22 protein-coding genes are annotated in these 21,984 nt (G+C 71.8%); 13 read left to right on the forward strand and 9 right to left on the reverse strand.

The features are described from left to right. The first annotated feature begins 15 nt into the window (after positions 1–15). Positions 16–954 (forward strand): mycothiol synthase, encoded by a 939-nt coding sequence (gene mshD / locus ACZ4XD_RS33780; protein WP_468048563.1) that lies wholly within the window; start codon positions 16–18, stop codon positions 952–954. 108 nt (positions 955–1,062) lie between these two features. On the opposite strand, the gene ACZ4XD_RS33785 is transcribed toward mshD, so the two are convergent. Next, positions 1,063–1,683: a GNAT family N-acetyltransferase gene (locus tag ACZ4XD_RS33785; protein ID WP_468048566.1), complete on the reverse strand. Its 621-nt coding sequence runs from the start codon at positions 1,681–1,683 to the stop codon at positions 1,063–1,065. Between the two features lie 99 nt (positions 1,684–1,782). On the opposite strand from ACZ4XD_RS33785, the gene ACZ4XD_RS33790 reads away from it, so the two are divergent. From ACZ4XD_RS33790 to ACZ4XD_RS33810, 5 genes are all read left to right on the forward strand, one after another. Beyond that, positions 1,783–2,874 carry an ATP-binding cassette domain-containing protein gene (locus ACZ4XD_RS33790; protein WP_468048570.1) on the forward strand — a complete coding sequence of 364 codons (1,092 nt, stop codon included), beginning with the start codon at positions 1,783–1,785 and terminating at the stop codon, positions 2,872–2,874. Next, positions 2,871–3,917: an ABC transporter permease gene (locus ACZ4XD_RS33795; protein ID WP_468048572.1), complete on the forward strand. Its 1,047-nt coding sequence runs from the start codon at positions 2,871–2,873 to the stop codon at positions 3,915–3,917. The genes ACZ4XD_RS33790 and ACZ4XD_RS33795 overlap by 4 nt, the downstream gene beginning before the upstream one ends. 843 nt (positions 3,918–4,760) lie before the next feature. Then, entirely contained in the window at positions 4,761–7,043 is a 2,283-nt protein-coding gene (locus ACZ4XD_RS33800) for an RNA degradosome polyphosphate kinase (RefSeq protein WP_468048574.1), read from the forward strand. Continuing rightward, a complete protein-coding gene (locus tag ACZ4XD_RS33805) occupies positions 7,006–8,322 on the forward strand; it encodes a CHAD domain-containing protein (protein ID WP_468048576.1) in 1,317 nt (438 codons plus the stop codon). Before ACZ4XD_RS33800 ends, ACZ4XD_RS33805 begins: the two co-directional genes overlap by 38 nt. Positions 8,323–8,408: 86 nt before the next feature. After that, complete coding sequence (locus tag ACZ4XD_RS33810) at positions 8,409–8,828, forward strand: NUDIX hydrolase (RefSeq protein WP_468048578.1); 420 nt, start codon at positions 8,409–8,411, stop codon at positions 8,826–8,828. A 40-nt stretch (positions 8,829–8,868) separates the two neighbouring features. On the opposite strand, the gene ACZ4XD_RS33815 is transcribed toward ACZ4XD_RS33810, so the two are convergent. Together ACZ4XD_RS33815 and ACZ4XD_RS33820 are read right to left on the reverse strand one after the other, a co-directional pair. Continuing rightward, the gene (locus ACZ4XD_RS33815; protein WP_468048580.1) at positions 8,869–9,054 is read right to left on the reverse strand and encodes a hypothetical protein; all 186 of its coding nucleotides are present in this window, start codon (positions 9,052–9,054) and stop codon (positions 8,869–8,871) included. Beyond that, complete coding sequence (locus ACZ4XD_RS33820) at positions 9,051–9,260, reverse strand: hypothetical protein (protein ID WP_468048583.1); 210 nt, start codon at positions 9,258–9,260, stop codon at positions 9,051–9,053. Before ACZ4XD_RS33820 ends, ACZ4XD_RS33815 begins: the two co-directional genes overlap by 4 nt. Positions 9,261–9,450: 190 nt before the next feature. On the opposite strand from ACZ4XD_RS33820, the gene ACZ4XD_RS33825 reads away from it, so the two are divergent. Next, the gene (locus ACZ4XD_RS33825) at positions 9,451–10,788 is read left to right on the forward strand and encodes a hypothetical protein (RefSeq protein ID WP_468048585.1); all 1,338 of its coding nucleotides are present in this window, start codon (positions 9,451–9,453) and stop codon (positions 10,786–10,788) included. On the opposite strand, the gene ACZ4XD_RS33830 is transcribed toward ACZ4XD_RS33825, so the two are convergent. Continuing rightward, positions 10,766–11,299, reverse strand: coding sequence for an NUDIX hydrolase (locus tag ACZ4XD_RS33830; protein ID WP_468048587.1), 534 nt, complete (start codon positions 11,297–11,299; stop codon positions 10,766–10,768). The two genes, ACZ4XD_RS33825 and ACZ4XD_RS33830, sit on opposite strands and share 23 nt — an antisense overlap. A gap of 177 nt (positions 11,300–11,476) precedes the next feature. Next, positions 11,477–12,484 (reverse strand): aldo/keto reductase, encoded by a 1,008-nt coding sequence (locus ACZ4XD_RS33835; RefSeq protein ID WP_468048589.1) that lies wholly within the window; start codon positions 12,482–12,484, stop codon positions 11,477–11,479. A 299-nt stretch (positions 12,485–12,783) separates the two neighbouring features. On the opposite strand from ACZ4XD_RS33835, the gene ACZ4XD_RS33840 reads away from it, so the two are divergent. Beyond that, positions 12,784–13,647, forward strand: coding sequence for a helix-turn-helix transcriptional regulator (locus tag ACZ4XD_RS33840; protein WP_468048591.1), 864 nt, complete (start codon positions 12,784–12,786; stop codon positions 13,645–13,647). A 35-nt stretch (positions 13,648–13,682) separates the two neighbouring features. Here ACZ4XD_RS33840 and ACZ4XD_RS33845 read toward each other — a convergent pair whose 3' ends face one another. After that, the gene (locus ACZ4XD_RS33845) at positions 13,683–14,519 is read right to left on the reverse strand and encodes a class I SAM-dependent methyltransferase (protein ID WP_468048595.1); all 837 of its coding nucleotides are present in this window, start codon (positions 14,517–14,519) and stop codon (positions 13,683–13,685) included. 363 nt (positions 14,520–14,882) lie between these two features. Between ACZ4XD_RS33845 and mshA the strand changes: the two genes are divergently transcribed. Together mshA and ACZ4XD_RS33855 are read left to right on the forward strand one after the other, a co-directional pair. Next, positions 14,883–16,253, forward strand: coding sequence for a D-inositol-3-phosphate glycosyltransferase (mshA, locus tag ACZ4XD_RS33850; protein WP_468048600.1), 1,371 nt, complete (start codon positions 14,883–14,885; stop codon positions 16,251–16,253). Next, positions 16,246–16,806, forward strand: coding sequence for a type III secretion system chaperone family protein (locus ACZ4XD_RS33855; protein WP_468048603.1), 561 nt, complete (start codon positions 16,246–16,248; stop codon positions 16,804–16,806). Before mshA ends, ACZ4XD_RS33855 begins: the two co-directional genes overlap by 8 nt. A gap of 196 nt (positions 16,807–17,002) precedes the next feature. Here the strand turns inward: ACZ4XD_RS33855 and ACZ4XD_RS33860 are convergent, their stop codons facing one another. Then, a complete protein-coding gene (locus ACZ4XD_RS33860; RefSeq protein WP_468048605.1) occupies positions 17,003–18,397 on the reverse strand; it encodes an MDR family MFS transporter in 1,395 nt (464 codons plus the stop codon). Positions 18,398–18,697: 300 nt separating this feature from the next. Between ACZ4XD_RS33860 and ACZ4XD_RS33865 the strand changes: the two genes are divergently transcribed. From ACZ4XD_RS33865 to ACZ4XD_RS33875, 3 genes are all read left to right on the forward strand, one after another. Further along, positions 18,698–19,459, forward strand: a complete 762-nt coding sequence (locus ACZ4XD_RS33865; RefSeq protein ID WP_468048607.1) for a phosphoglyceromutase — start codon at positions 18,698–18,700, stop codon at positions 19,457–19,459. A gap of 152 nt (positions 19,460–19,611) precedes the next feature. Next, positions 19,612–20,127 (forward strand): hypothetical protein, encoded by a 516-nt coding sequence (locus ACZ4XD_RS33870; RefSeq protein WP_468048609.1) that lies wholly within the window; start codon positions 19,612–19,614, stop codon positions 20,125–20,127. A gap of 145 nt (positions 20,128–20,272) precedes the next feature. Then, complete coding sequence (locus ACZ4XD_RS33875) at positions 20,273–20,521, forward strand: SCO4226 family nickel-binding protein (protein WP_468048611.1); 249 nt, start codon at positions 20,273–20,275, stop codon at positions 20,519–20,521. Positions 20,522–20,616: 95 nt separating this feature from the next. On the opposite strand, the gene ACZ4XD_RS33880 is transcribed toward ACZ4XD_RS33875, so the two are convergent. Next, positions 20,617–20,772, reverse strand: coding sequence for a hypothetical protein (locus ACZ4XD_RS33880; protein WP_468048624.1), 156 nt, complete (start codon positions 20,770–20,772; stop codon positions 20,617–20,619). A gap of 135 nt (positions 20,773–20,907) precedes the next feature. Continuing rightward, positions 20,908–21,585: a phosphate signaling complex protein PhoU gene (phoU, locus tag ACZ4XD_RS33885; protein ID WP_393908575.1), complete on the reverse strand. Its 678-nt coding sequence runs from the start codon at positions 21,583–21,585 to the stop codon at positions 20,908–20,910. Between the last annotated feature and the right edge of the window lie 399 nt (positions 21,586–21,984).

The raw sequence follows: 21,984 nt of genomic DNA on the forward strand, positions 1-21,984 counted from the left end.
TCGTACGCTTCACACATGAATGACGCTGCACAGGAGATGGGCCGGGCCGGCCGCAGGATCCAGGTGGTCGACGAGCTGGCGCCGGAAGCGGGCGCGGCCGTCCTCGGGCTGATCGAGCGGGCCGCGCGGACGGACGGGCAGCCCGCCGTGTCCGAGCAGGGGCGGCTCCAGCTGCGCGGGGGCCGGCGCGCCGGGGTGCGCCATGTGCTGGTGTACACGCGCGGCGACGAGGGTGAGGAGCTGGTCGCCTACGGGCAGCTGGAGGACACCGACCCGGTGGAGGCACCGGCCGCCGAACTGGTGGTCCACCCGGGGCACCGGGGCCGCGGGCACGGCCGGGCGCTGGGCGGTGAGCTGCTGGAGCAGTCCGGGCGCCGGCTGCGGGTCTGGGCGCACGGCGGACATCCGGCCGCCCGGCACCTCGCCCAGACCCTGGGGCTGACGATGTTCCGGGAGCTGCGGCAGATGCGGCGCTCGCTGACGGATCTGGAGCTGCCGGAGCCGGTGCTGCCGGAGGGCGTGTCCGTACGGACCTTCCAGCCGGGCACCGATGACGCGGCCTGGCTGGAGGTGAACGCGGAGGCGTTCGCGCACCATCCGGAGCAGGGTTCGCTGATCCAGCGGGATCTGGACGACCGCAAGGGCGAGGCGTGGTTCGACCCCAAGGGCTTCTTCCTGGCGGAGAAGGAAGGGCGGCTGGTCGGCTTCCACTGGACCAAGGTGCACGCCGACGAGGGCCTGGGCGAGGTCTATGTGCTGGGCGTGCGGCCGGGTGCCCAGGGCGGCGGCCTGGGCAAGGCGCTGACCTCGATCGGGCTGCGCCATCTGGCCGGTCAGGGGCTGCCCACGGCGATGCTGTACGTGGACGCGGACAACAAGGCGGCGGTGACCGTGTACGAGCGGATGGGGTTCGCGACGCACGAGACGGATCTGATGTACCGATCGGAGACCTGAGCCGGTCGCAGACCTGAGTCGGTCGCAGACCTGAGTCGGTCGGAGACCTGAGACCGGGCGCTGGACGAGTGTGCCGCGGGGCGGGCCCTAAGGGTCCGCCCCGTTTCGTCATCGCTGCCGGGCGCGTTCCTCCTGCCGCTCCCGCCACTCGCGCGCCAGCATCGCGTAGATGACCTCGTCGCTCCGCTCCCCGTCGAGGAACTCGTTCTCCCGCAGATGGCCCTCCCGGCGCATCCCCAGCCGTTCGAGCAGCCGGGCCGAGGCGGTGTTGCGGCCGTTCAACTCGGCCTGGATTCGGTGGAGTTGCAGGTCCTCGAAGCCCAGCTTCAGCAGTGCCCGGCTCGCCTCGGTGGCGTAGCCGTGACCGGCGTGGTCGGGGTGGAAGACGTAGCCGATGCGGCCCTGACGGTGTGTGCTGCTCTTCCAGGCGAAGGTGACATCGCCGATCAGGGTGCCGCTGTCGCGGACGACGACGGCGAGCTGGAGGCCGTCGCCGGGCTCGCGCAGCGTCGTGCGGGTGGACCGGGAGGCGACGAAGTCCCGGGACGCGGCCTCGTCGAAGGGGTCCGAGTAGAGGTAGCGGCTGACCTCGGGGCGGTGCCGGTAGGCGTGGACCGCTTCGACGTCGTCGAGGGTGAGGGGGCGTAGATCCAGCCGCTCGGTGCGTATCGGGTAGTCCGGGGTGTACGGCGGCGGTGGTGGTGTCGTGGGTGCGGAAGACGTGGCCACCCGCGCAGCGTAAGCAGCTGAGGTTGACAGGTGCAGCCCATTTCCCCCACCCTTTCACTACTTAATTAGTGGAATGGCTCAGGGGGTGGGATGCGGCCGATGGCCATGGACCAGGGGACCGGCCGGACCTCGGGGCGTACCGCCGTCGAGGCGGTCGGCCTCGGCAAGCGGTACCGCCGCCGCTGGGCGCTGCGCGACTGCACCTTCCGGTTGCCGGCCGGCCGTATCTGCGCGCTGGTCGGTCCCAACGGCGCCGGCAAGAGCACCCTGCTCTCGCTCGTCTCCGGGCTGACCCGCCCCCGCGAAGGGTCCGTACGGGTCTGGGGCGAGGCCCCGGCCGGCGCCTCGGCCCGCGTCCGGATCGCCCACCTCACCCAGGACAAGCCGCTCTACCCGCGGCTGACGGTCGCCGAGACCCTGCGGCTGGGCCGCGAGCTCAACCCCGGCCGCTGGGACGGGCGGTGCGCCGAACGGATCGTCCGGGACGGCCACCTCTCCCTCGACGCCCGGGTCGGCGCCCTGTCCGGCGGGCAGCGCACCCGTCTCGCGCTCGCCCTCGCCTTCGCCAGGCGCCCCGAACTCCTGCTGCTCGACGAGCCGTTGGCCGGTCTCGACCCGCTCGTACGGCACCGGATCACCGCGCTGCTGCTGGCCCAGGCCGCCGAGCACGGCACCACCGTCGTGCTGTCGTCGGACCTGCTCGCCGAGCTCGACGGGGTCTGTGACTATCTGCTGGTGCTGGGCGGTGGCCGGGTGCGGCTCGCGGGTGAGGTCGATGACGTCATCGGGGCGCACGCCCTGGTGATGGGGCAGCGTCGGGGTGCGGCGCTGCCACCCCGGATCGCCGCGCATCCGGTCGTCGAGGCACAGCTGTCGGGGCGACACTTCACCGCGGTCGTACGGCGCCAGGGCCCGGTGGCCGCCGGGCCCTGGGAGACCGCGGAGCCGTCCCTGGAGGAGCTGCTGCTCGCCTATCTGCGGGCGCCGGACGCACCCGACCTGATCGCACCGAGCGCGGAACCGGTCTCGGCGCCCGTGCGCCGCCGGCCCGGCAACAAGCCAGGTATCCCCGGCCTGCCGCGCAACGGGCCGCCCGGCCCGGCAGGACTGCGGGGCGCCTGGAAAAGCCCGCCGGACAGCGCACCACGCACACGGCACATCCATCACAGCGGCAAGGGAGCGGCGGCATGACCACCACAGCACACCTCGGGGCGAACGGGGCCGGACCCGCCGCGAGCGACCGGGGCGGGGCCCGGGAGCCGGGCGGCCGCGGACCGCTGGGCGGTCTGGCCTGGCTGGTCTGGCGGCAGCACCGGCTGTTCTTCGGCCTGCTGCTCGTCGCCGTGGCCGGCGGCACGGTCTGGTGCGCGATGCTGCGCGGCCGGGCGGCCGGGTTCATCGCCGCCCACCACATCGACGGCTGCTCGATGATCTCCCTGGTGCCGCGCTGTGACGGCACCCAGGACGCGGTCACCACCTTCCGCAACACCTACGGCATGCACCTGCAACTCGCCGAGATGGGCCTGCTGTTGCTGCCCGTGCTGATCGGGCTGTTCCTCGGCGCACCGCTGATCGCCCGTGAGCTGGAGGCCGGCACCGACAAGCTCGTACTGACCCAGTCGGTCGGCCCGCTGCGCTGGCTGGCGGCGAAGGCGGCACTGCCCGCGCTGGCCGTGCTGGCCGCCACCACGGCGCTCTCGGCGGTGTTCGCCTGGCTGTGGCAGGTCGTGGGTGACGAGGTCTCCGGCTCCTACTGGTACTCGACCCTCGACTTCGCCGTACTGGGCCCGGTGCCGGTCGCCTACTCCCTGCTGGCCCTGGCGGTCGGGGTGCTGGCCGGTCTGCTGCTGCGCCGTACGGTGCTGACGATGGGCGTGACGCTGGGTGCCATGGTCCTGGTCCCGTTCGCGCTGAAGCAGCTCAGGCCGTATCTGATGCCCCTCAGGACCGCCGAGTTCGGGCCCAAGGAGTCGGCCCAGCTGCCCGACAACGCCTGGCTCGTGGGACAGGGGTACTACACCCGCGGCGGAGAGCATCTGTCCATGGAGGTCTGCGATTCCGCCCGTAACTACGAGTCCTGTCTGCGCGGCCACCATGCGGCCGGCCAGTACATGGACTACCAACCGGTGTCGCACCACTGGCCGCTGGCATGGATCGAGAGCGGCATCGTGCTCGCGCTGGCGGCCGTACTGACCGTGATCGCTTTCCGGGTGATGCGCCGCCGGCACGGCTGAATCCCCGCCGCGGTATTCCGGCTGCTTCTCCTCCGGGCAGCTTCTCCTCCCGGCGCTTCGGGGATTTCCCCTCCCGCCCCCTCGCCGTGGCATTTCGTCCCACGGGAATTCCGGATCGGCCACGGAAAGGGCAGGAGGGAACGTGGGTGGGCGCGCCGGGGGCCGCCCCTGCGGACACCGTCGGGGCATCGTCCCCGCGGACCGGCGGGGCACCGGCCCCGGCGCACTGGCTCTGCCCGACGGTCCCGGCGCACGGCTCTGCGCTACGGGCCCGGCGCACGGCTCCGCCCGACGGGCCCGGCCGCCACTGACGCCCCTCCCACCGGCCATGAAACCCCAGAAGCCCGCCGGCGGCCCGCCCCACCGGAATGCCGGGAATTGCGGAATCCCGACGTTTCCCGACGCTTTCCGGTGCTTCCCGGTGCACCCGATGTATCTCGGCAGTCATGGCCGCATTCCCGCCCCAACCGCATTCCGCAAGATCACCCTCCTCTGATAATTCCTTGATCGAAAAGCCGCGCATTTCTCCCGGCTCTCCGGGCGTGTTACAAAGGCAGCTCAGGGGAAAGACAAGGGACGCGGCCCGCCGATCGGCCTCCGGCCCGGGCCTCCGAGCCCCGCCGCCCCCGGCGTGGCGCCGGGCCCCGGCCGGCCCGAAAAACCCCTGGGAGTAGCACCCCGCTTGCCTGTCCGCCATATCCGCGTTACCGGCGATTCAAAGTCGCTTGCGAGCATCGCTGAATGCAGCCCGCTGTGCCGACCGTCCCGAACCCGAGGCTCCATCTCGCGCCACCGCCACCTCCTGACGCGCCTGGAACCCCCGGAACGCGGAAGAATAAGGCCATGAACCAGCAGCCCAGCGCTCAGGCACAGATCCAGCCCGAGATGCCCACCACGAAGCCCCCGCAGGCCCCTGGCCCCTCGGCCCAGCCTTCCGTGGGCTCCATCGCTGCGCACCGCCCGAACGCGGTCCGGGGCACGGTGCCCGGCCTGGAGCCCGACCTGGACGCCGATCCGGATGCCTACGAGGACGAGGGCGTGGTGGGCGCGGACGGCGAGGAGCTGCCCAGCGGCCGGTTCCTGGACCGCGAGCGGAGCTGGCTGGCCTTCAACGAGCGGGTGCTGGAACTGGCCGAGGACCCGGCCACCCCGCTCCTCGAACGGGCTAATTTCCTGGCGATTTTCGCCAGCAATCTGGACGAGTTCTTCATGGTCCGGGTCGCGGGCCTGAAGCGGCGGATAGCCACCGGCGTCGCCACCCGCTCCGCGTCCGGGCTCCAGCCCCGTGAGGTGCTGGACCTCATCTGGACGCGCTCCCGCGAGCTCATGGCCCGGCATGCCGCCTGCTTCCAGCAGGACATCGCCCCTGACCTCGCTGACCAGGGCATTCATCTGATCCGCTGGCCCGAGCTGACCGAGAAGGAGCAGGCCCGCCTGTTCACCCTCTTCCGCCAGCAGATCTTCCCGGTGCTCACGCCCCTGGCGGTGGACCCCGCGCACCCCTTCCCGTACATCTCCGGCCTCTCGCTGAATCTGGCCGTCGTCGTACGCAACCCGGTCAGCGGCCACGACCACTTCGCGCGGGTCAAGGTGCCGCCGCTGCTCTCCCGGTTCCTGGAAGCCTCCCCGCAGCGCTACGTCCCCATCGAGGACGTCATCGCCGCCCACCTGGAGGAGCTGTTCCCGGGCATGGAGGTGCGCGCGCACCACATGTTCCGGGTCACCCGCAACGAGGACCTGGAGGTCGAGGAGGACGACGCGGAGAACCTCCTCCAGGCGCTGGAGAAGGAGCTGATGCGGCGGCGCTTCGGACCGCCGGTCCGCCTGGAGGTCGAGGAGTCCATCGACCCGGCCGTGCTCGATCTGCTCGTCCAGGAACTGAAGATCTCCGACGCCGAGGTCTACCCGCTGCCCGGTCCGCTGGACCTGACCGGCCTCTTCGGCATCGGCGCCCTGGACCGGCCCGAGCTGAAGTACCCCAAGTTCGTGGCCGGCACCCACCGCGACCTCGCCGAAGTGGAGTCCGCCTCCGCTCCCGACATCTTCGCCGCCCTGCGCTCCCGCGATGTCCTCCTCCACCACCCCTACGACTCCTTCTCCACCTCCGTCCAGGCGTTCCTGGAGCAGGCCGCCGCCGACCCGGACGTGCTCGCGATCAAGCAGACGCTCTATCGCACCTCCGGCGACTCGCCGATCGTGGACGCCCTGATAGACGCCGCGGAATCCGGCAAGCAGGTGCTCGTCCTCGTCGAGATCAAGGCCCGCTTCGACGAGCAGGCCAACATCAAGTGGGCGCGGAAGCTGGAGGAGGCCGGCTGCCATGTCGTCTACGGCCTGGTCGGCCTCAAGACGCACTGCAAGCTCTCGCTCGTGGTCCGCCAGGAAGGCGAGATGCTGCGCCGCTACTCCCATGTGGGGACCGGCAATTACCACCCCAAGACGGCCCGGCTCTACGAGGACCTCGGGCTGCTGACCGCCGACCCCCAGGTGGGCGCCGACCTCTCCGACCTCTTCAACCGGCTCTCCGGCTACTCCCGCCGGGAGACCTACCGCCGCCTCCTGGTCGCCCCCAAGTCCCTGCGGGACGGCCTGATCCAGCGGATCAACAAGGAGGTCGACAACCAGCGCGCGGGCCGCGACGCCTACATCCGCATCAAGGTCAACTCGATGGTCGACGAGGCCGTCATCGACGCGCTCTACCGCGCCTCCCAGGCCGGGGTGCCGGTCGACATCTGGGTCCGCGGCATCTGCGCGCTCCGGCCGGGCGTCACCGGCCTGAGCGAGACCATCCGGGTCCGCAGCATCCTCGGCCGCTTCCTCGAACACTCCCGGATCTTCGTCTTCGGCAACGGCGGGGAGTCCGAGGTGTGGCTGGGCAGCGCCGACATGATGCACCGGAATCTGGACCGCCGGATCGAGGCGCTGGTGCGGGTCGCCGACCCGGCGCACCGCGCCTCCCTCAGCCGGCTGCTGGAGCGGGGGACGTCGGATGCCACCTCGTCCTGGCACCTGGGCCCGGACGGGGACTGGACCCGGCAGGCGGTGGACGCGGACGGCGCGCCGCTGCGCAACGTACAGGAAATGCTCATTGACGCCCGGAGGCGCCGGCGTGGCCCAGCGACATGACCAGTCGACCGGGGGGCCGGCGGGTCTCCTCGGATTCGGATACGAGCCCGGCCGGGCGCCCGGGGCCCGTGCCGCGGTGGTGGACGGGCCGTACGGGGGGAACGACGGCATGTACGGTCCGGACGACACCGCGTACGACCCCGTGACGGCCGCCCGCAGCGGCGACGACGGCACCGACCCCAGCACCCCCGGCCCCGGTGCCGAGCTCGCCTCCCACACGGCCGATGAGGTGCTCGCCGACTACCTGCACCAGCAGTCCGCGGACTTTCTGCGCAGTCTGCGGCTGCACCGGGAGAGCGGTTCGGACGCCGAGGGCGCCGGTGAGGCCGCCCGGCAGCTGCGCCGCGCCGCCCGCCGGATCAGCGCCACCCTCTACACCTTCCGGCCGCTGACCGAAGAGGACTGGGCCGACCAGCTCCGCTCCGAACTGGGCTGGCTGTCCGGCACCCTGGCCCGCGAACAGGCCTGCGCGGCCCGCCGCGAACGGCTGATGACGGCCCTCCAGCGGCTGACCGGCCGGGGCCCGGAGCGCAGCGACCGCGCCGACCGGACCGGCCGGGGCGAACGGACCAAACGCACCGACCGCACGCCCACGCCCAAGGCCACCTCCGCCACCCCCTCTTCCTCGGCCGCCTCCTCCGCTTCGTCCGCCGACCCGGACCCCGACGGCGCACTGTCGGCCGGTGCGGCGCGCGCCGGGGCGCTGCTGGACCGCCAGCTCACCCTGGCCCGCACCCGCGCCCACTCCGCCGCGCTCCAGGCACTGGGCTCGTCCCGCTTCCACGCCGTCGCCGACTCCGTGGCGGTGCTCGCCTCCGAGGCGCCGCTGGCCGGTACGAACGCCGGGCTCCCGGCCGACGAGGCGCTCGCGCCGCTCGCCGAACAGGCGCACCGGCGGCTCGCGGACGCGGTCGCCGCCCTGCCGCTGTCCCGCGCGGGCTACCCGTACAACGCCGCGGCCCTCGCCGCCGACCAGCGCCAGGACGCGCCCTGGCACCAGGTCCGGGTGCTGGTGCGGCTGAGCCGCTACGCCCAGGAGGTGCTCGCACCGGAGGCCGACGACCCCCGGCTCGCGGAGGCCGGCCGGGCCCTGGAGTGGCACCGCGACGCCGCGGAGGCCGCCGCCGCGGCCGCCGCCGCGGCCCGCACCCCCCGCATCGCCCCGGCCACCGCCTACGCCCTGGGCGTGCTGCACGCCGACCAGCGCCACGAGGTCGAGGCGGCCCGCTTCGCCTTCGGCCGCGTCTGGCTGCCCCGGACACCGGACCGTAAAGGCTGAGGAGGCGACGCGGGACATGAACGCGCGGACGGGGCGCGGCCGGGCTGAGAGGGTGGCCCCATGACCGCACGGAAAGGGGTGCCGAGGTGACGTCCCCCCAGAAGCCGGTACGGGCCGCGGGCTGCGTCCTGTGGCGCCGCGCCCCGACCGAGGACGGGCTGGAGATCGCCCTCGTCCACCGCCCCAAGTACGACGACTGGTCGCACCCCAAAGGCAAGCTGAAGCGCGGCGAGAACGCACTGGCCGGCGCGGTGCGCGAGGTGGCCGAGGAGACCGGCATGGACTGCCGCCCCGGCGCCCCCCTGCCCACCTCCTACTACGACGCCAACGGCCGCCCCAAACAGGTCCGTTACTGGGCCGCCGAGGCCCTCGCCGGCGCCTTCACCCCCAGCACCGAGGTAGACCGCCTCGAATGGCTCTCCCCCGACGAGGCCCGCACCCGCCTCACCCAGGAACGCGACCGGCCGCTGGTGGATGCCTTGCTCGCGGCGCTGCATCTGGCGTGAACGCCCACGCCCGTACGCCGTGTCGCCCGCGCCAGTTCACTCACCCGAAATCGCCGTCGGCGACCCGCTGCGCCCGCGTCCGAATGATCCTCAGCCCCGCAGGGTCCGCCGCGGGCCATACCCGCGCACCGCGCCGCAACAGGTAAACGCCCTGGTGGATATCGGTCACGATCGTCCGGCGGCCGTCGTCCTCCACCTCGTCACCGACCTCGGGAAGCTCATTCATCGCCACGCCGCTTCCTGCGCGGCCTTCCGCCTGGCGATCGCCTGACCCAGCTGGATGGCGTACAGCTCCACTTGCCCCGGGTCCATGATGAGCAAGGACGGTTCCGTGGCGCCGTCGCGGTGGTGGACGGTCACCGACAGGGCCGCCTGCTGGGCGCGGGTGTCGTAGGCGATGTCCCGCTGATCGATCGTGATGTGTGAGATCACGGTGTTGCCTCCTTATCGGGGGGCGGGGGAGAGCCCCGTCTGCCCTTTCGCCGCGACGGGGATGTGCACCAGAGTCGCGAGCTGAGCGGTGCTGCTGAAAGGTCAGCCGGGGTACCCAACTTGGGTAATATCGCGCCAGGTTGTGAAGCAGTTACGATCCGTAGATCAACCCTCCACTGGAGCGTGTCCGATGCCCGAGTCGCCCCATCCGCCAGAGCTTCCCGCCCGGCTTCTCGCGGATCCGGAGATGATCGGAGCATGTCGACGGCGCGACTTCGCGCTTGTCTTCCGAATGGTCAAGAAGCACGCCGGGATCTATCCCTCGATGATCGCCAGGCGCTGCGATCTGACTCCGAGCCGGGTCGGCGAAGTCATGGTCGCCAAACGCAAGTTGCTGCACATGGACGTCGTGGAGCGCATCTCCGACGGGCTGCGGATCCCTGGTCACATGCTCGGACTTTCGTCACGCGCATGGGAGTCGCCGCCGGAGCTGTCCGGAACCGACTGGGAACCGCCACCACGCCCAACGGAGCCCCCTGATGCCCACTCACTGCCCAGCCGCGACGTAGGCGAGATCCTGGCCTCGGTTGCGTGTACCAGCCCCAGTGCGTCGACAGTGCAAGCGCTCCGGTCTTCTATCGAAGATTATTGGCGACGTGATGACCAGCACGGTGGCGAGGCCCTGCGTCCAGCCGTCATCGGGCAGCTTCGCTACGTCGAGATCCTGCTCATGCAGAGCCGGGGAGACACCGTCCGGCACGGGCTCCTCGGCGTGGCCGCTGAATTGGCCCGGCTCACAGGGTGGACCCATTTCGACGCCCGGCAGTTCAGCCAAGCCCGCCTCTACTTCGGCGAGGCGTTACGGTTCGCGGAGGACATCGACGACCGCCAATTCATGGCCAACGTATTGGCCTGCATGAGCTTGCAAGCCACGTACCAGGACCGGCCGAAGGACGCCCTTGCCCTCGCCACCGCGGCTCAGGACCATGCACGGGCCATCAACGGCACCCCCCGCGTGCTCTCCATGCTGTCCATGCGAGAGGCCTTCGCCCACGCCGCACTGGGCGGCCGGAGCGGGGCGCACACAGCGATCAGTGAGGCTCACCGACAGTTCGAGCGGATCTCCGACAGCGACTCCGACCCGGCGTGGGTGACGTACTTCAACGAGTACAAGCTGACCGTGGACACCGGTATCGCACATGCCCGATTGGGCGAGGCGGAGATTGCGGAACCCCTCATCGCCCAAGCGCTTCACCGCGAGAGCGGTACCAACCGGCGCGGCCGTGCCTTTCACACATTCTGGCTGGCCCGTACGCAGCTTCAGCAGGGAAAACTGGAACAGGCATGTCACACAGCCGTGAATGCCCTCACCCCCGCCTCGGCAGTGGCATCCGAACGGGTCACTGGGCATCTGCGGGAGTTCTCAAGACAGTTGACGCCACATCGCGCTGAGCCTGCCGCCGTGGCCTACGACTCGCGGCTGCGGCAGGTTCTTCCCGCGGGTGTCAGCGGACCGCCTCGTCCATGAGGACATACAGCAGCCCGACGAGCGAACCGCTGCTGACGACCTCCCGACGGTCGATCATTCCGCGGACCCGCACCAAGGGAACCCACTCGATACGGTCGGACTCGTTCTTCTCCGTAGGCGGGCCGATGTGCGTCGCACTGTCTGCCCGGAACACGTAATGCTGGGAGTCCGTGATGCCGTTCGCCGGTTCGGCATAGATCAACGGCTTCATCGGGCCGGGACGCCAGCCGGTCTCCTCCTCCACCTCCCGGGCCGCGGCCTGCTCCGGAGTCTCGCCTGCCTCTATCAGTCCCATGGGCAGCTCCCATGCCCAGGAATCCGTGATGAACCGGTGCCGCCACATCATCAGGACTTCGCGGTGTTCATTGACCACTGCGGTCACGGCCAGATGACGCAGGCGTACGACGTGATGCTCCCAGCGCCGCCCATCCGGCTGTTCGACATCAACGAGGCACAGGTGTACCCACTGGTTGGTGTAGATCTGCCGTTCCCCATGGGTCTTCCACAGCATGAACGCCGCCCCTTCTCACGGTGGTGCCCCAAAGCATCTCAGAGGAGCCCTCCGCACCCGTATGCCGTGACCAGCCGTGATGTTCGGGACGACCTCGGCTGGCCTGCGCTGTGGCTGTCGCCCGCCATGCCCGGGCCGGCTCCGCACCGAGGAGACCGGCCCCGCCCCGTCCGTCCCTCACCGCCTCCGCAGCGAAGCATCCGTGATCGCGGGCGGCAGGTAGTAGGCGTCGGCCCGGTTGAGGTCAATGCCGGGCGGGACGATGGCGTCGATCCGGTCCAGGACGTCCGTGCCGAGGGTCACCTCGGAGCCCTCCAGCATGCTGTCGAGCTGGTCGAGGGTGCGCGGGCCGATGATCACGGAGGTGACGGCCGGGTGGGCGCGGACGAAGGCGGTGGCCAGGTGGGGAAGGGGAAGGGCCGCTTCCGCCGCGACCTCGGACAGGGCGCGGACCGCCTCGGCCTTCCGGGCGTTCCCGGGGACCGAGAGGTCGAACTTCTGGGTTTCCAGGCCGGCCCGTGAACTGGCCGAGAGGTCGCGGCCGGACAGCCAGCCGGCGCTGAGCGGGCCCCAGGTCAGCACGCCCATGCCGTAGCGCTGCGCGGTCGGCAGCACCGCGTTCTCCACCCCGCGGGCCAGCATCGAGTACGGCGGCTGCTCGGTGCGGAAGCGGAGGTGGCCGCGGCGCTCGGCGGTCCACTGGGCCTCGACGATCTGCTCGGCGGGGAAGGTCGAGGAGCCGATCGCCCGCACCTTCCCGGCGCGGACGAGGTCCGAGAGCGCGGAGAGCGTCTCGTCGATATCGGTCGTCGGGTCGGGGCGGTGCATCTGGTAGAGGTCGATGTGGTCGGTGCCCAGACGGCGCAGGCTGTCCTCCACCGCCCGCACGATCCAACGCCGGGAGCTGCCGCCGTGGTTGGCGTCCGGACCCATGGAGCTGACGGCCTTCGTGGCCAGGACCACGTCCTCGCGGCGGCCCTTGAGCGCCTTGCCGACGATCTCCTCGGACTCGCCGGCGGCGTACACGTCCGCGGTGTCCACGAAGTTGATCCCGGCGTCCAGCGCACGGTGCACGATCCGTACGCAGTCGTCGTGATCGGTGTTGCCCCAGGCGCCGAGCATCATCGCGCCGAGCGCGTACTCGCTGACCGAGATGCCGGTGCCGCCGAGGATCCTGCGCTGCATGGGGTGCTCCTTCTGCGAGTTTGCGAGTCCGAGAGTCTGCGAGTCCGTGAGTCCGTGAGTCCGTGAGTCTGCGAGTTTTCAGGGGGTGTCCCGAAGGGCGTCTCGTCTCCGGGGTGTGCCGGAGTGCGTCACAGGGGCGTCCCTGAGAGCGTCTCCGGGGGCGTGCCGGAGTGTGCCTCCGGGGCGCCCCCGGAGGCGTCCGGGCACCACCTTGCTGTCCGTAGGGGGAGCGGACCAGGCCCGTCGCAACCTGGGACGGCGGGAACCACCCAACCGGCCGTGCGTCGCATACTGGACCGATGCTGTACGCGGAAATCGAGATCAGCTCGTTCCTCAAGGCGCGCCGTGCGGCGCTCGACCCGGCCGACCTGGGCCTGCCCGGCGGCGTGAACCGGCGCCGGGTGCGCGGGCTGCGGCGCGAGGAGGTCGCCCAGCTCGCCGGCATCAGCGTCGACTACTACACCCGGATCGAGCAGGGCCGGGCGCCCGCCATCTCCGACTCCGTCCTGGATGCCATCGCGCGGGCGCTGCGGCTGTCGGGTGGCGAAGTGACCTATCTGCGCAATATCGCGGTACCCCGGCGCCCCGGCGCGGACTGCGCCGCCGGTCCGGCGCCCGGACGGACCGTACGCCCCGAGATCCAGCAGGTCCTGGACGCGATGGCGGACACCGTCCCGGCCATGGTCGTCGGCCGCGGACTGGACATCCTGGCCTGGAACACGCTGGGCGGGCGGATCGCCTTCGACCTGCCGGCGCTCGCCCCGGACCGGCGGAACACCGCGCTGCTGGTCTTCCTCGACCCGGCGGCCCGCGCCCTGCACCCGGAGTGGGAGGACAAGGCCGTGGAGGTGGTCGGCAATCTGCGCGCCGACAGCGGCCGGCACCCGGACGACCCGCGGATCTGCGAGGTGGTCAATGAACTCCTCGCCCACAGCCCGGACTTCCGGCGGATCTGGGAGACGCAGTCGGTGCACGAGTGTCTGCGCGGCACCAAGCGGATTCTGCACCCCCGGGTGGGCGAGCTCGTCGTCACCTTCGAGAGCTTCCGGCTGGGCACCGACCCGGACCAGGCGCTGGTGACGTACACGGCGCCGGGCGGCTCGGAGACGGAGCGGCGCATCCGGGAGCTGGGGGCGCTCGGCGACCCGGTGCTGACCGCGTAGGCGCGCTCATCTCCAAGCTGACCGCGTAGGCGCGCTCATCCCTTAGGGGCCAGCGCCTCCCACCGCACGGTGACCTCTCCCTGGCGGCGGCGCCGCGGGTCGCCGGTCAGCGGCCAGTCCGTGGCCAGCGCCGCCACGGCCGCCCGCCAGCGCTGCCGGGCGCCCAGCGCGCCCAGCGGCGCGGCGGTGGCCCAGGCGCGGTCGAAGTCCCGCAGGAAGGCATGGACCGGCTCGCCCGGCACATTGCGGTGGATCAGCGCCTTCGGGAGGCGTTCGGCCAGGTCAGAGGGGGTTTGGAGGGTGCTGAGGCGGGCCGCGAAGGTGACCGTGCGCGGCCCCTCGGGGCCCAGCGCCACCCAGACGTGCCGCCGCCCGATCTCGTCGCAGGTGCCCTCGACCAGCAGCCCGCCGGGCGCCAGCCGTGCGCACAGTCGCCGCCACACGGCGGCCACCTCGGCCTCGTCGTACTGCCGCAGCACGTTCGCGGCACGGATGAGGACCGGCGCCCGCGTCCGCTGACCCGGCAGCGGCACCTCGAAACCACCGTGGAGGAAGTCCAGCCCGGGTCGCTCATAGGTCCGCGCGGCCGCCACCCGCGCCGGGTCGATCTCGATGCCGACGACCCGGGCGTCCGGCCGGACCGTCCGCAGGCGGCCCAGCAGCTCCACCGCGGTCCAGGGCGCGGCCCCGTAGCCGAGGTCGACGGCGACGGGGTCGGCGGCGCGGCGCAGCACGGCGCCGTGTTCCGCGGCGATCCAGCGGTCCATGCGGCGCAGCCGGTTGGGGTTGGTGGTCCCGCGGGTGGCGTTGCCGACGGGGCGGGACGGTGCGGTCGCCGGGGCGGCGGCGGGGACGGAGGGGCGGCGGGCCATGCCATCGAGAGTATGGGGTGGGTGCGGGTGCGCTGCCCATGCGTCCCCGTCGAGGCCCGCCGGGGCCTGCCGGGCGGCCTGACCGGGACTCCACGTGGCCGCGCCCAGGCCCCCTGGCCCGCGCCCAGGCCCCCCTGGCCCCGCCGAAGCCCGCCGGCTCCCGCCGAGAGGCCCCACCGGCCCCCGCCGAGAGGCCCCACCGGCCCCCGGCCCCACCGACTCCCCCCGAGATCCCGCCCGCCCCCGCTCGGTCACGCTTTGGCAAAGTACGCGGAGTGCGTGCCGAACGGAAATGGATGGCCGCGGTCAGTTGTTGGACGGGGTCGGAGGCGCGCCGCCGCCTCGCCTAGGAGGTAGCTCGACGTGAGCCAATACGTGTCCCGGCTCCGCAGTCGTCCCCATGGCCAGTTCCCGGGCCAGGCCCGGCTGCGGCTGCCCGGCAGCCCGCGCCGTCCGCGGCGGGTGGCGATGCTCAGCGTCCACACCTCCCCGCTGCATCAGCCCGGCACCGGCGACGCCGGCGGCATGAACGTCTACATCGTCGAGCTGGCCAGGAAGCTCGCCTCGATCAACATCGAGGTGGAGATCTTCACCCGCGCCACCACCGGCACCCTCCCGCCCGCCGTCGAGCTGGCCCCCGGCGTCCTCGTACGGCATGTGGACGCCGGCCCGTACGAGGGCCTGGCGAAGGAGGAGCTGCCCGCCCAGCTGTGCGCCTTCACCCATGGCGTGATGCAGGCCTGGGCCGGCCACCGCCCCGGCTACTACGACCTGGTGCACAGCCACTACTGGCTCTCCGGCCACGTCGGCTGGTTGGCCGGTGAGCGCTGGGGCGTCCCGCTGGTGCACGCCATGCACACCATGGCCAAGGTCAAGAACGCCGCGCTGGCCGTGGGCGACACCCCCGAACCGGCCGCCCGGGTCATCGGCGAGACCCAGATCGTCCGGGCCGCGGACCGGCTGATAGCCAACACCGCCGAGGAGGCGGACGAGCTCGCCCGGCATTACGAGGCCGAGCCCGGCAAGATCGCGGTGGTGCACCCGGGCGTCAACCTCGACCGCTTCCGGCCCACGGGTGGCGAGGTCGCCGAGAGCCGGGCCGCCGCCCGCGCCCGCCTCGGCCTGCCGCAGGACGCGGTCATTCCGCTCTTCGCCGGCCGAATACAGCCGCTGAAGGCCCCCGACATCCTGCTGCGTGCGGCCGCCGCCCTGCTGGACGGGGACCCCTCGCTGCGCTCCCGTCTGGTGGTGCCCGTGGTCGGCGGGCCCAGCGGCAGCGGGCTGGCCAAGCCCGAGGGGCTCCAGAAGCTGGCCGCCCGGCTCGGTATCGCGGACCTGGTGCAGTTCCGCCCGCCGGTCGGCCAGGAACAGCTCGCCGACTGGTACCGCGCCGCCTCCGTGCTGGTCATGCCCTCGTACAGCGAATCGTTCGGGCTGGTCGCCATCGAGGCCCAGGCCTGTGGCACCCCGGTCATCGCGGCCGCGGTCGGCGGACTGCCGGTGGCGGTACGCGACGGCGTCAGCGGCTTCCTCGTCGCCGGCCATGACCCGGCCGACTACGCCCGCGCACTCGCCCGCTTCGTCGCGGACCCGGCCCTGCCCACCCGGATGGGCACCGACGCGGCCCGGCACGCCCAGTCCTTCGGCTGGGACACCGCCGCCGCGGCGACCGGTGACGTCTACACCGCCGCCATGCAGGAGCACCGCCGTCACCTACGATCGCTCCATGGGTGACACGGGCGAGGAGCACGGCGTGAGCAAGGGGACGGGGCAGGCCGGGCCGGCCGTGCCCCCGGGGGCGGCCGCGGGGACCGTGATCGAGCAGACGCTGAACGACGCCGGCCTCGACTGGGAATCCCCCTCCGACGGCACCTACGTCATCAAGCTCCCCGGCACCCGCAAGCTCTCCACGACCTGCTCGCTGATCGTCGGCCGGCACTCGCTCTCCATCAACGCCTTCGTCGTCCGCCGCCCCGACGAGAACCACGAGGCCGTGCACCGCTGGCTCCTCGAACGCAACACCCGCCTCTACGGCGTCGGTTACGCGATCGACAAGCTCGGCGACATCTACCTCGTGGGCAAGCTCCCGCTGGCCGCCGTCACCCCCGACGAACTCGACCGCATCCTCGGCACGGTCCTGGAGAACGCCGACGGCAGCTTCAACACCCTGCTGGAGATGGGCTTCGCCACGGCGATCCGCAAGGAGTACGCCTGGCGGGTGTCCCGCGGCGAGTCCACCCGCAACCTCGACGCCTTCGCGCATCTGACGCAGCGGCCTTCCGCGTAGCCGTACGGCGAAGGGCCCGGCCGGGGAGCGGCCCGGGCCCGGCGCCCACGCCACGACCTGACCCCGACGATCACGACGCCACGGCCCGGACCCGGCGACCACGACGCCATGGCCCCGGCTTCGGCCCCGGCGCCCCACGCCACGACCTGGCCCCGCGCACACACCCCCACACCCCCACCCGGGCCGCCCGCCCCCGTCACGCCACCGGCTCACCCGCCCCCACCGGCGCCCCGGCCTCCCTCTCACGCCCGGAAGGCCGCACCGGCTCCGACGCCTCCTGCGTGCCCACTGCCGGCTGACCCGCTGCCGCCGCCGCTGCCACTGCCACCTTCCCCGTACCCTCCGCCGGCAGGCCCCGGAGCAGGAGCCCGTAGCCCACCGCCGCCACGGTGCCCACGGCCGCGCAGCCCGCCCACAGGACATCCGCCCCGTACCGGTCGATCACCACGCCGCCGAGCAGCGGGGCCAGCAGGGAGGCGACCGACCAGGACAGGGTGTACATGCCCTGGTAGCGGCCGCGGCCGTGCAGCGGGGACAGACGCACCACCAGGCCCATCTGCGTAGGGGAGTTGATGATCTCGCCGAGGGTCCAGACGGTGACGGCGACCGCGTACATGGCGACCGAGCCGGCCAGCGCGGTCAGCCCGAAGCCATAGCCGGCGAGCAGGGCGGAGCCGATGAGCAGCAGGGCCGGGCTGCGGTGTTCGATGAAGCGCGTCACCGGGATCTGAAGCAGTACGACGAGGACGCCGTTGACCGCGATGACCATGCCGAACTCGGCGCTGGAGAAGCCGTCCTGACCCATCGACACGGGCATCGAGACATAGGCCTGCTGGAAGAGCAGCGCGAGCAGCAGGTTGAGGCCGACGACGACCATGAACCGGCCGTCGCGCAGGACGGTCCGCATCGAGACCGGGGCGGGGGCCGGGCCGGTGGCCTCGTCGTCCGGGCCGCCGCCGGGGGCGCTCGGGGCGGGGCGCGATTCCGGGAGCTTCCAGAAGACCACCAGCGCACAGGCCAGCACGAGCGTGGCCTCGCCCACGAAGAGGGCCAAGTAGCCGTGTTCGGCGATGAGTCCGGCGGCGGTGGAGGAGATGGCGAAGCCGAGGTTGATCGCCCAGTAGTTCAGGGAGAAGGCGCGGACGCGGTCCTCTGGGGCGACGATGTCCGCCATCATCGCCTGGACGGCGGGGCGGGACGCGTTGGTCGCCATGCCGACCAGGCCCGCCACCACCGCGATGGCGACCGGGTCCGTCATGAAGCCGAGCAGCAGGACCGACGCCGCCGTCGACAGCTGCGCGATCAGCATGGTGGGCCGCCGGCCGAGCCGGTCGGTCATCACCCCGGCACCCACGGACGAGATCACGCCGCCCAGGCCGTGCAGCGCCGCCACCAGTCCCGCGTACGAGGCCGAGTAGCCGCGCTCGACGGTCAGATAGAGGGCGAGGAAGGTGGCGACGAAGGCGCCCAGCCGGTTGATCAAGGTGCTGGTCCACAGCCACCAGAACTGCGGGGGGAGGCCGGAGACGCTCTCCACGGCGGCCCGTCGGAAACCGGACCGCCTGGTGGGGCCAGGCGTGGATGCGGACATGACATTTCCCCCGTCGAATGGTGAAGCGGTGCGTGGCGGTGCTGCGGGCGGGTCCGGCCGCGGCGGGCGCCGGAAGATCCGGCGGCGGGCACGGAAGAGGCGACTGGTGTAAGTGGCCGACTGGTACTCGTGTAAGTGGGTCGACTGGCAGTGGTGTAAGTGGTGAATGAGGCATCCGCACCCTACTGAGCGCCCGGCCCGACCCGCCACTCAATTGACGGGAAGCGTCAAACGTCGTCGCGGGTTCCAGCTCCTGGACCCGCGCAGGGCCCGGTTTGGATGTCGATTACGCTCGACGCCATGGCCGACGCACCGTACAAGCTGATCCTCCTCCGCCACGGCGAGAGCGAGTGGAACGCGAAGAACCTGTTCACCGGCTGGGTGGACGTCAATCTCAACGAGAAGGGCGAGAAGGAGGCAGTCCGCGGCGGAGAGCTGCTCAAGGACGCCGGCCTGCTCCCCGACGTAGTGCACACCTCCCTCCAGAAGCGCGCCATCCGCACCGCGCAGCTGGCCCTGGAGTCCGCCGACCGGCACTGGATCCCGGTCCACCGCAGCTGGCGGCTGAACGAGCGCCACTACGGTGCGCTCCAGGGCAAGGACAAGGCGCAGACGCTGGCCGAGTTCGGCGAGGAGCAGTTCATGCTCTGGCGCCGCTCGTACGACACCCCGCCGCCCGCCCTGGAGGACGGCGCCGAGTTCTCCCAGTCGGACGACCCGCGCTACGCGTCGATCCCGCCGGAGCTGCGCCCGAAGACCGAGTGCCTCAAGGACGTCGTCGTCCGCATGCTGCCGTACTGGTACGACGGCATCGTCCCGGACCTCCTCGCCGGCCGCACGGTCCTGGTCGCCGCGCACGGCAACAGCCTCCGCGCCCTGGTCAAGCACCTCGACGGCATCTCCGACGAGAACATCGCCGGCCTGAACATCCCCACCGGCATCCCGCTCGCCTACGAGCTGGACGCCGACTTCCACCCGGTCAAGCCCGGCGGCACCTACCTCGACCCGGAGGCCGCCAAGGCCGCCATCGAGGCAGTGAAGAACCAGGGCAAGAAGAAGTAGAGAACGTGATCATGCCCCCGACCTGCGCTCACGGCGCGGATCGGGGGCGTTTTCACGGCCTGGGCCCACGAGCTGGCCGCGCCTGTGGAGGGTGCGGCAACGCTTATACGGTCGTTGCTGGTGCGGCAACCGGCGGCATTACGGTCGGCGGCATGGACGAAGAGCAGCAGGACCAGGAGCGGGAATGGGCGAACAACCCGCGCCTCGATGCGTGGCTCTCCGAGCGGCGCGCAGCCTTCCGCGCCCATTTCCCGCCCGGAGCGGACGACTGGGATTTCAGTATCGAATCCCTCGACCGCCTTGAGGCCTTCCTGCGGCACCGGTTCTCCTCCTACGAGGAGATCAAGGGCGTGTGTGATGGCGGCGCGGTTGGCGCCGCCACGTGGTACCTGGGCGAGGTGCATGTGCGTACGGTCGGCGCGCAATGGCAGTACGGGGCAGAACCCGACCTTGCCGCCCCCGAGTACGACCAGCCCTACGTCATCGTCCCCTACGAACGCATCGACGAGTACCCACCCGCCGACGACGACCCCGCTCAGGACGGCCGCCCGATGATGGTGCCCGGCCGCGAGCTGCACGCCCTGTTCCTCCGCGGGCCCGCCAATCACCTCCGTGACACCCTCGCCCGCTACCACCACGCGCGAGACATCGAAGACGACGCGCAGTGACGGCCTCTGGCCGGGCCGGGTGGGGCCGCGCAACGGGAGGGGAGCCGTTGGGGGGGAGGCCTGCCGCGTCCCGAGGCAGCATGGAGTGAGGGGCGCGGGGAGCGCCGGGGGCACTGAACCGTTCACGACCGGAAGGATGAGCCCGATGCCCAAGTTCATGGACATCCATCACGGTATGAAGGACCTCACGCCCGATGAGTTCAAAGCCGCGCATCAGGCCGATCTCGCCATCCAGAGCGAGGAGGGCGTGACTTTCGAGCACGCCTGGGCCGACACCGAGTCCGGCGATGTCTTCTGTCTGTCCGAGGCGCCCTCGGCGGGGGCCGTGCAACGCATCCACGAGCGCGCCGGCCACAAGGCGGACGAGATCCATCCGCTGGCGATGACGCTGTGACGACAGCGGAATGACGGGAATGCGCGACGGCCCCGGCCGGAGGGTCGTGAAGACCGACCGGCCGGGGCCGCCGTGGCGCTGTGCCGTCGAGGTCGCTAGCAGCCGCCGCCGCACTGGCACGGTCCGCCCGACTGGCAGCCGCAGCTACAGCCGGGGCCGCAGCCACAGGCGCCGAGCAGCGGGAGCCGCGGGCGGTCGACGGCCGTCGGGGCCTCGGCCGTGGGGTTGGGGGAGTCCACCATGGGTGCCATGCATTGCCTCCTAGGGGTCACCTGCTGCCCATTGCAAGCCCGGGTGACGAGGCGCGTCAACGGCGCGTGGGAGCACACGTCAACGGCGCACGGTGGCTCATGGGGCGGACTCGCGCCCTCCGTCCGCTGGTGCCGTCAGGCCCCCTCCACCGCCGTGGGCGGGGCGATCTCGTCGGCGTGCTCGCCGGTGACCAGGTAGACGACCCGCTTGGCGACGGACACCGCGTGGTCCGCGAAGCGCTCGTAGTAGCGGCCCAGCAGGGTCACATCCACGGCCGTCTCGATGCCGTGCTTCCAGCGGTCGTCCATCAGGTGCTGGAAGAGCGTGCGGTGCAGCATGTCCATCGCGTCATCGTCCTGCTCCAGCTGGAGCGCGAGGTCGACGTCCTTGGTGATGATGACCTCGGCGGCCTTGGCCATCAGGCGCTGCGCCAGCTGCCCCATCTCCAGGATGGTGGCGTGCAGATCGCGCGGAACGGCGGTCTCCGGGAAGCGCAGCCGGGCCAGCTTGGCCACATGCTGGGCCAGGTCGCCGGAGCGTTCCAGGTCGGCGCTCATCCGCAGCGAGGTGACGACGATCCGCAGGTCGGTGGCGACCGGCTGCTGCCGCGCCAGCAGGGCGATCGCCCGGGCCTCCAGGTCGCGCTGGAGGTCGTCGACCTTCTCGTCGGCGGCGATGACGTTCTCGGCCAGCTTGAGGTCCGCGTCGAGTATCGCCGTGGTGGCGCGCCCGATCGCGGAGCCGACGAGCCGGGCCATCTCGACCAGGCCCTCGCCGATCGAATCCAGCTCCTCGTGGTACGCGTCCCGCATCAGTGACCTTCTCTCGCTTCGATGTGGTGGTGTGGCGTGGGGTGGGAGGTGGAACGGGGTGCAGGGTGACCTGTGCCCACGCTCTCACGGCCGGTGCCCGCGCGGCCCGGATCCCGGAGGAGCGTTCCGCGGAGCCGGTACTCCGCGGTGCCGTGCTCCGGAGGGGCGCCCGCCCGCGGTCGCTCAGGGTGTCCGGTCGCGGGTCGGAGCGGAACCGGTCCGGCACCCGCACCCTCACCCTGCGGGCGCCGCGCGACCTGCGGTGCCACCGCGGGTGAACCGGCACCGACGTGAAGGTGAACTCTGGGCGACGCAACCCCTGCCCCGAGGCCGGCCGGGCGGTTCACCTGGCCGTGCGCCGGAGCGACAGGCCGTACGCGCCGGTTTCCCTAGGGTCAT

This window comes from Streptomyces sp. NPDC029466 (assembly GCF_055574515.1).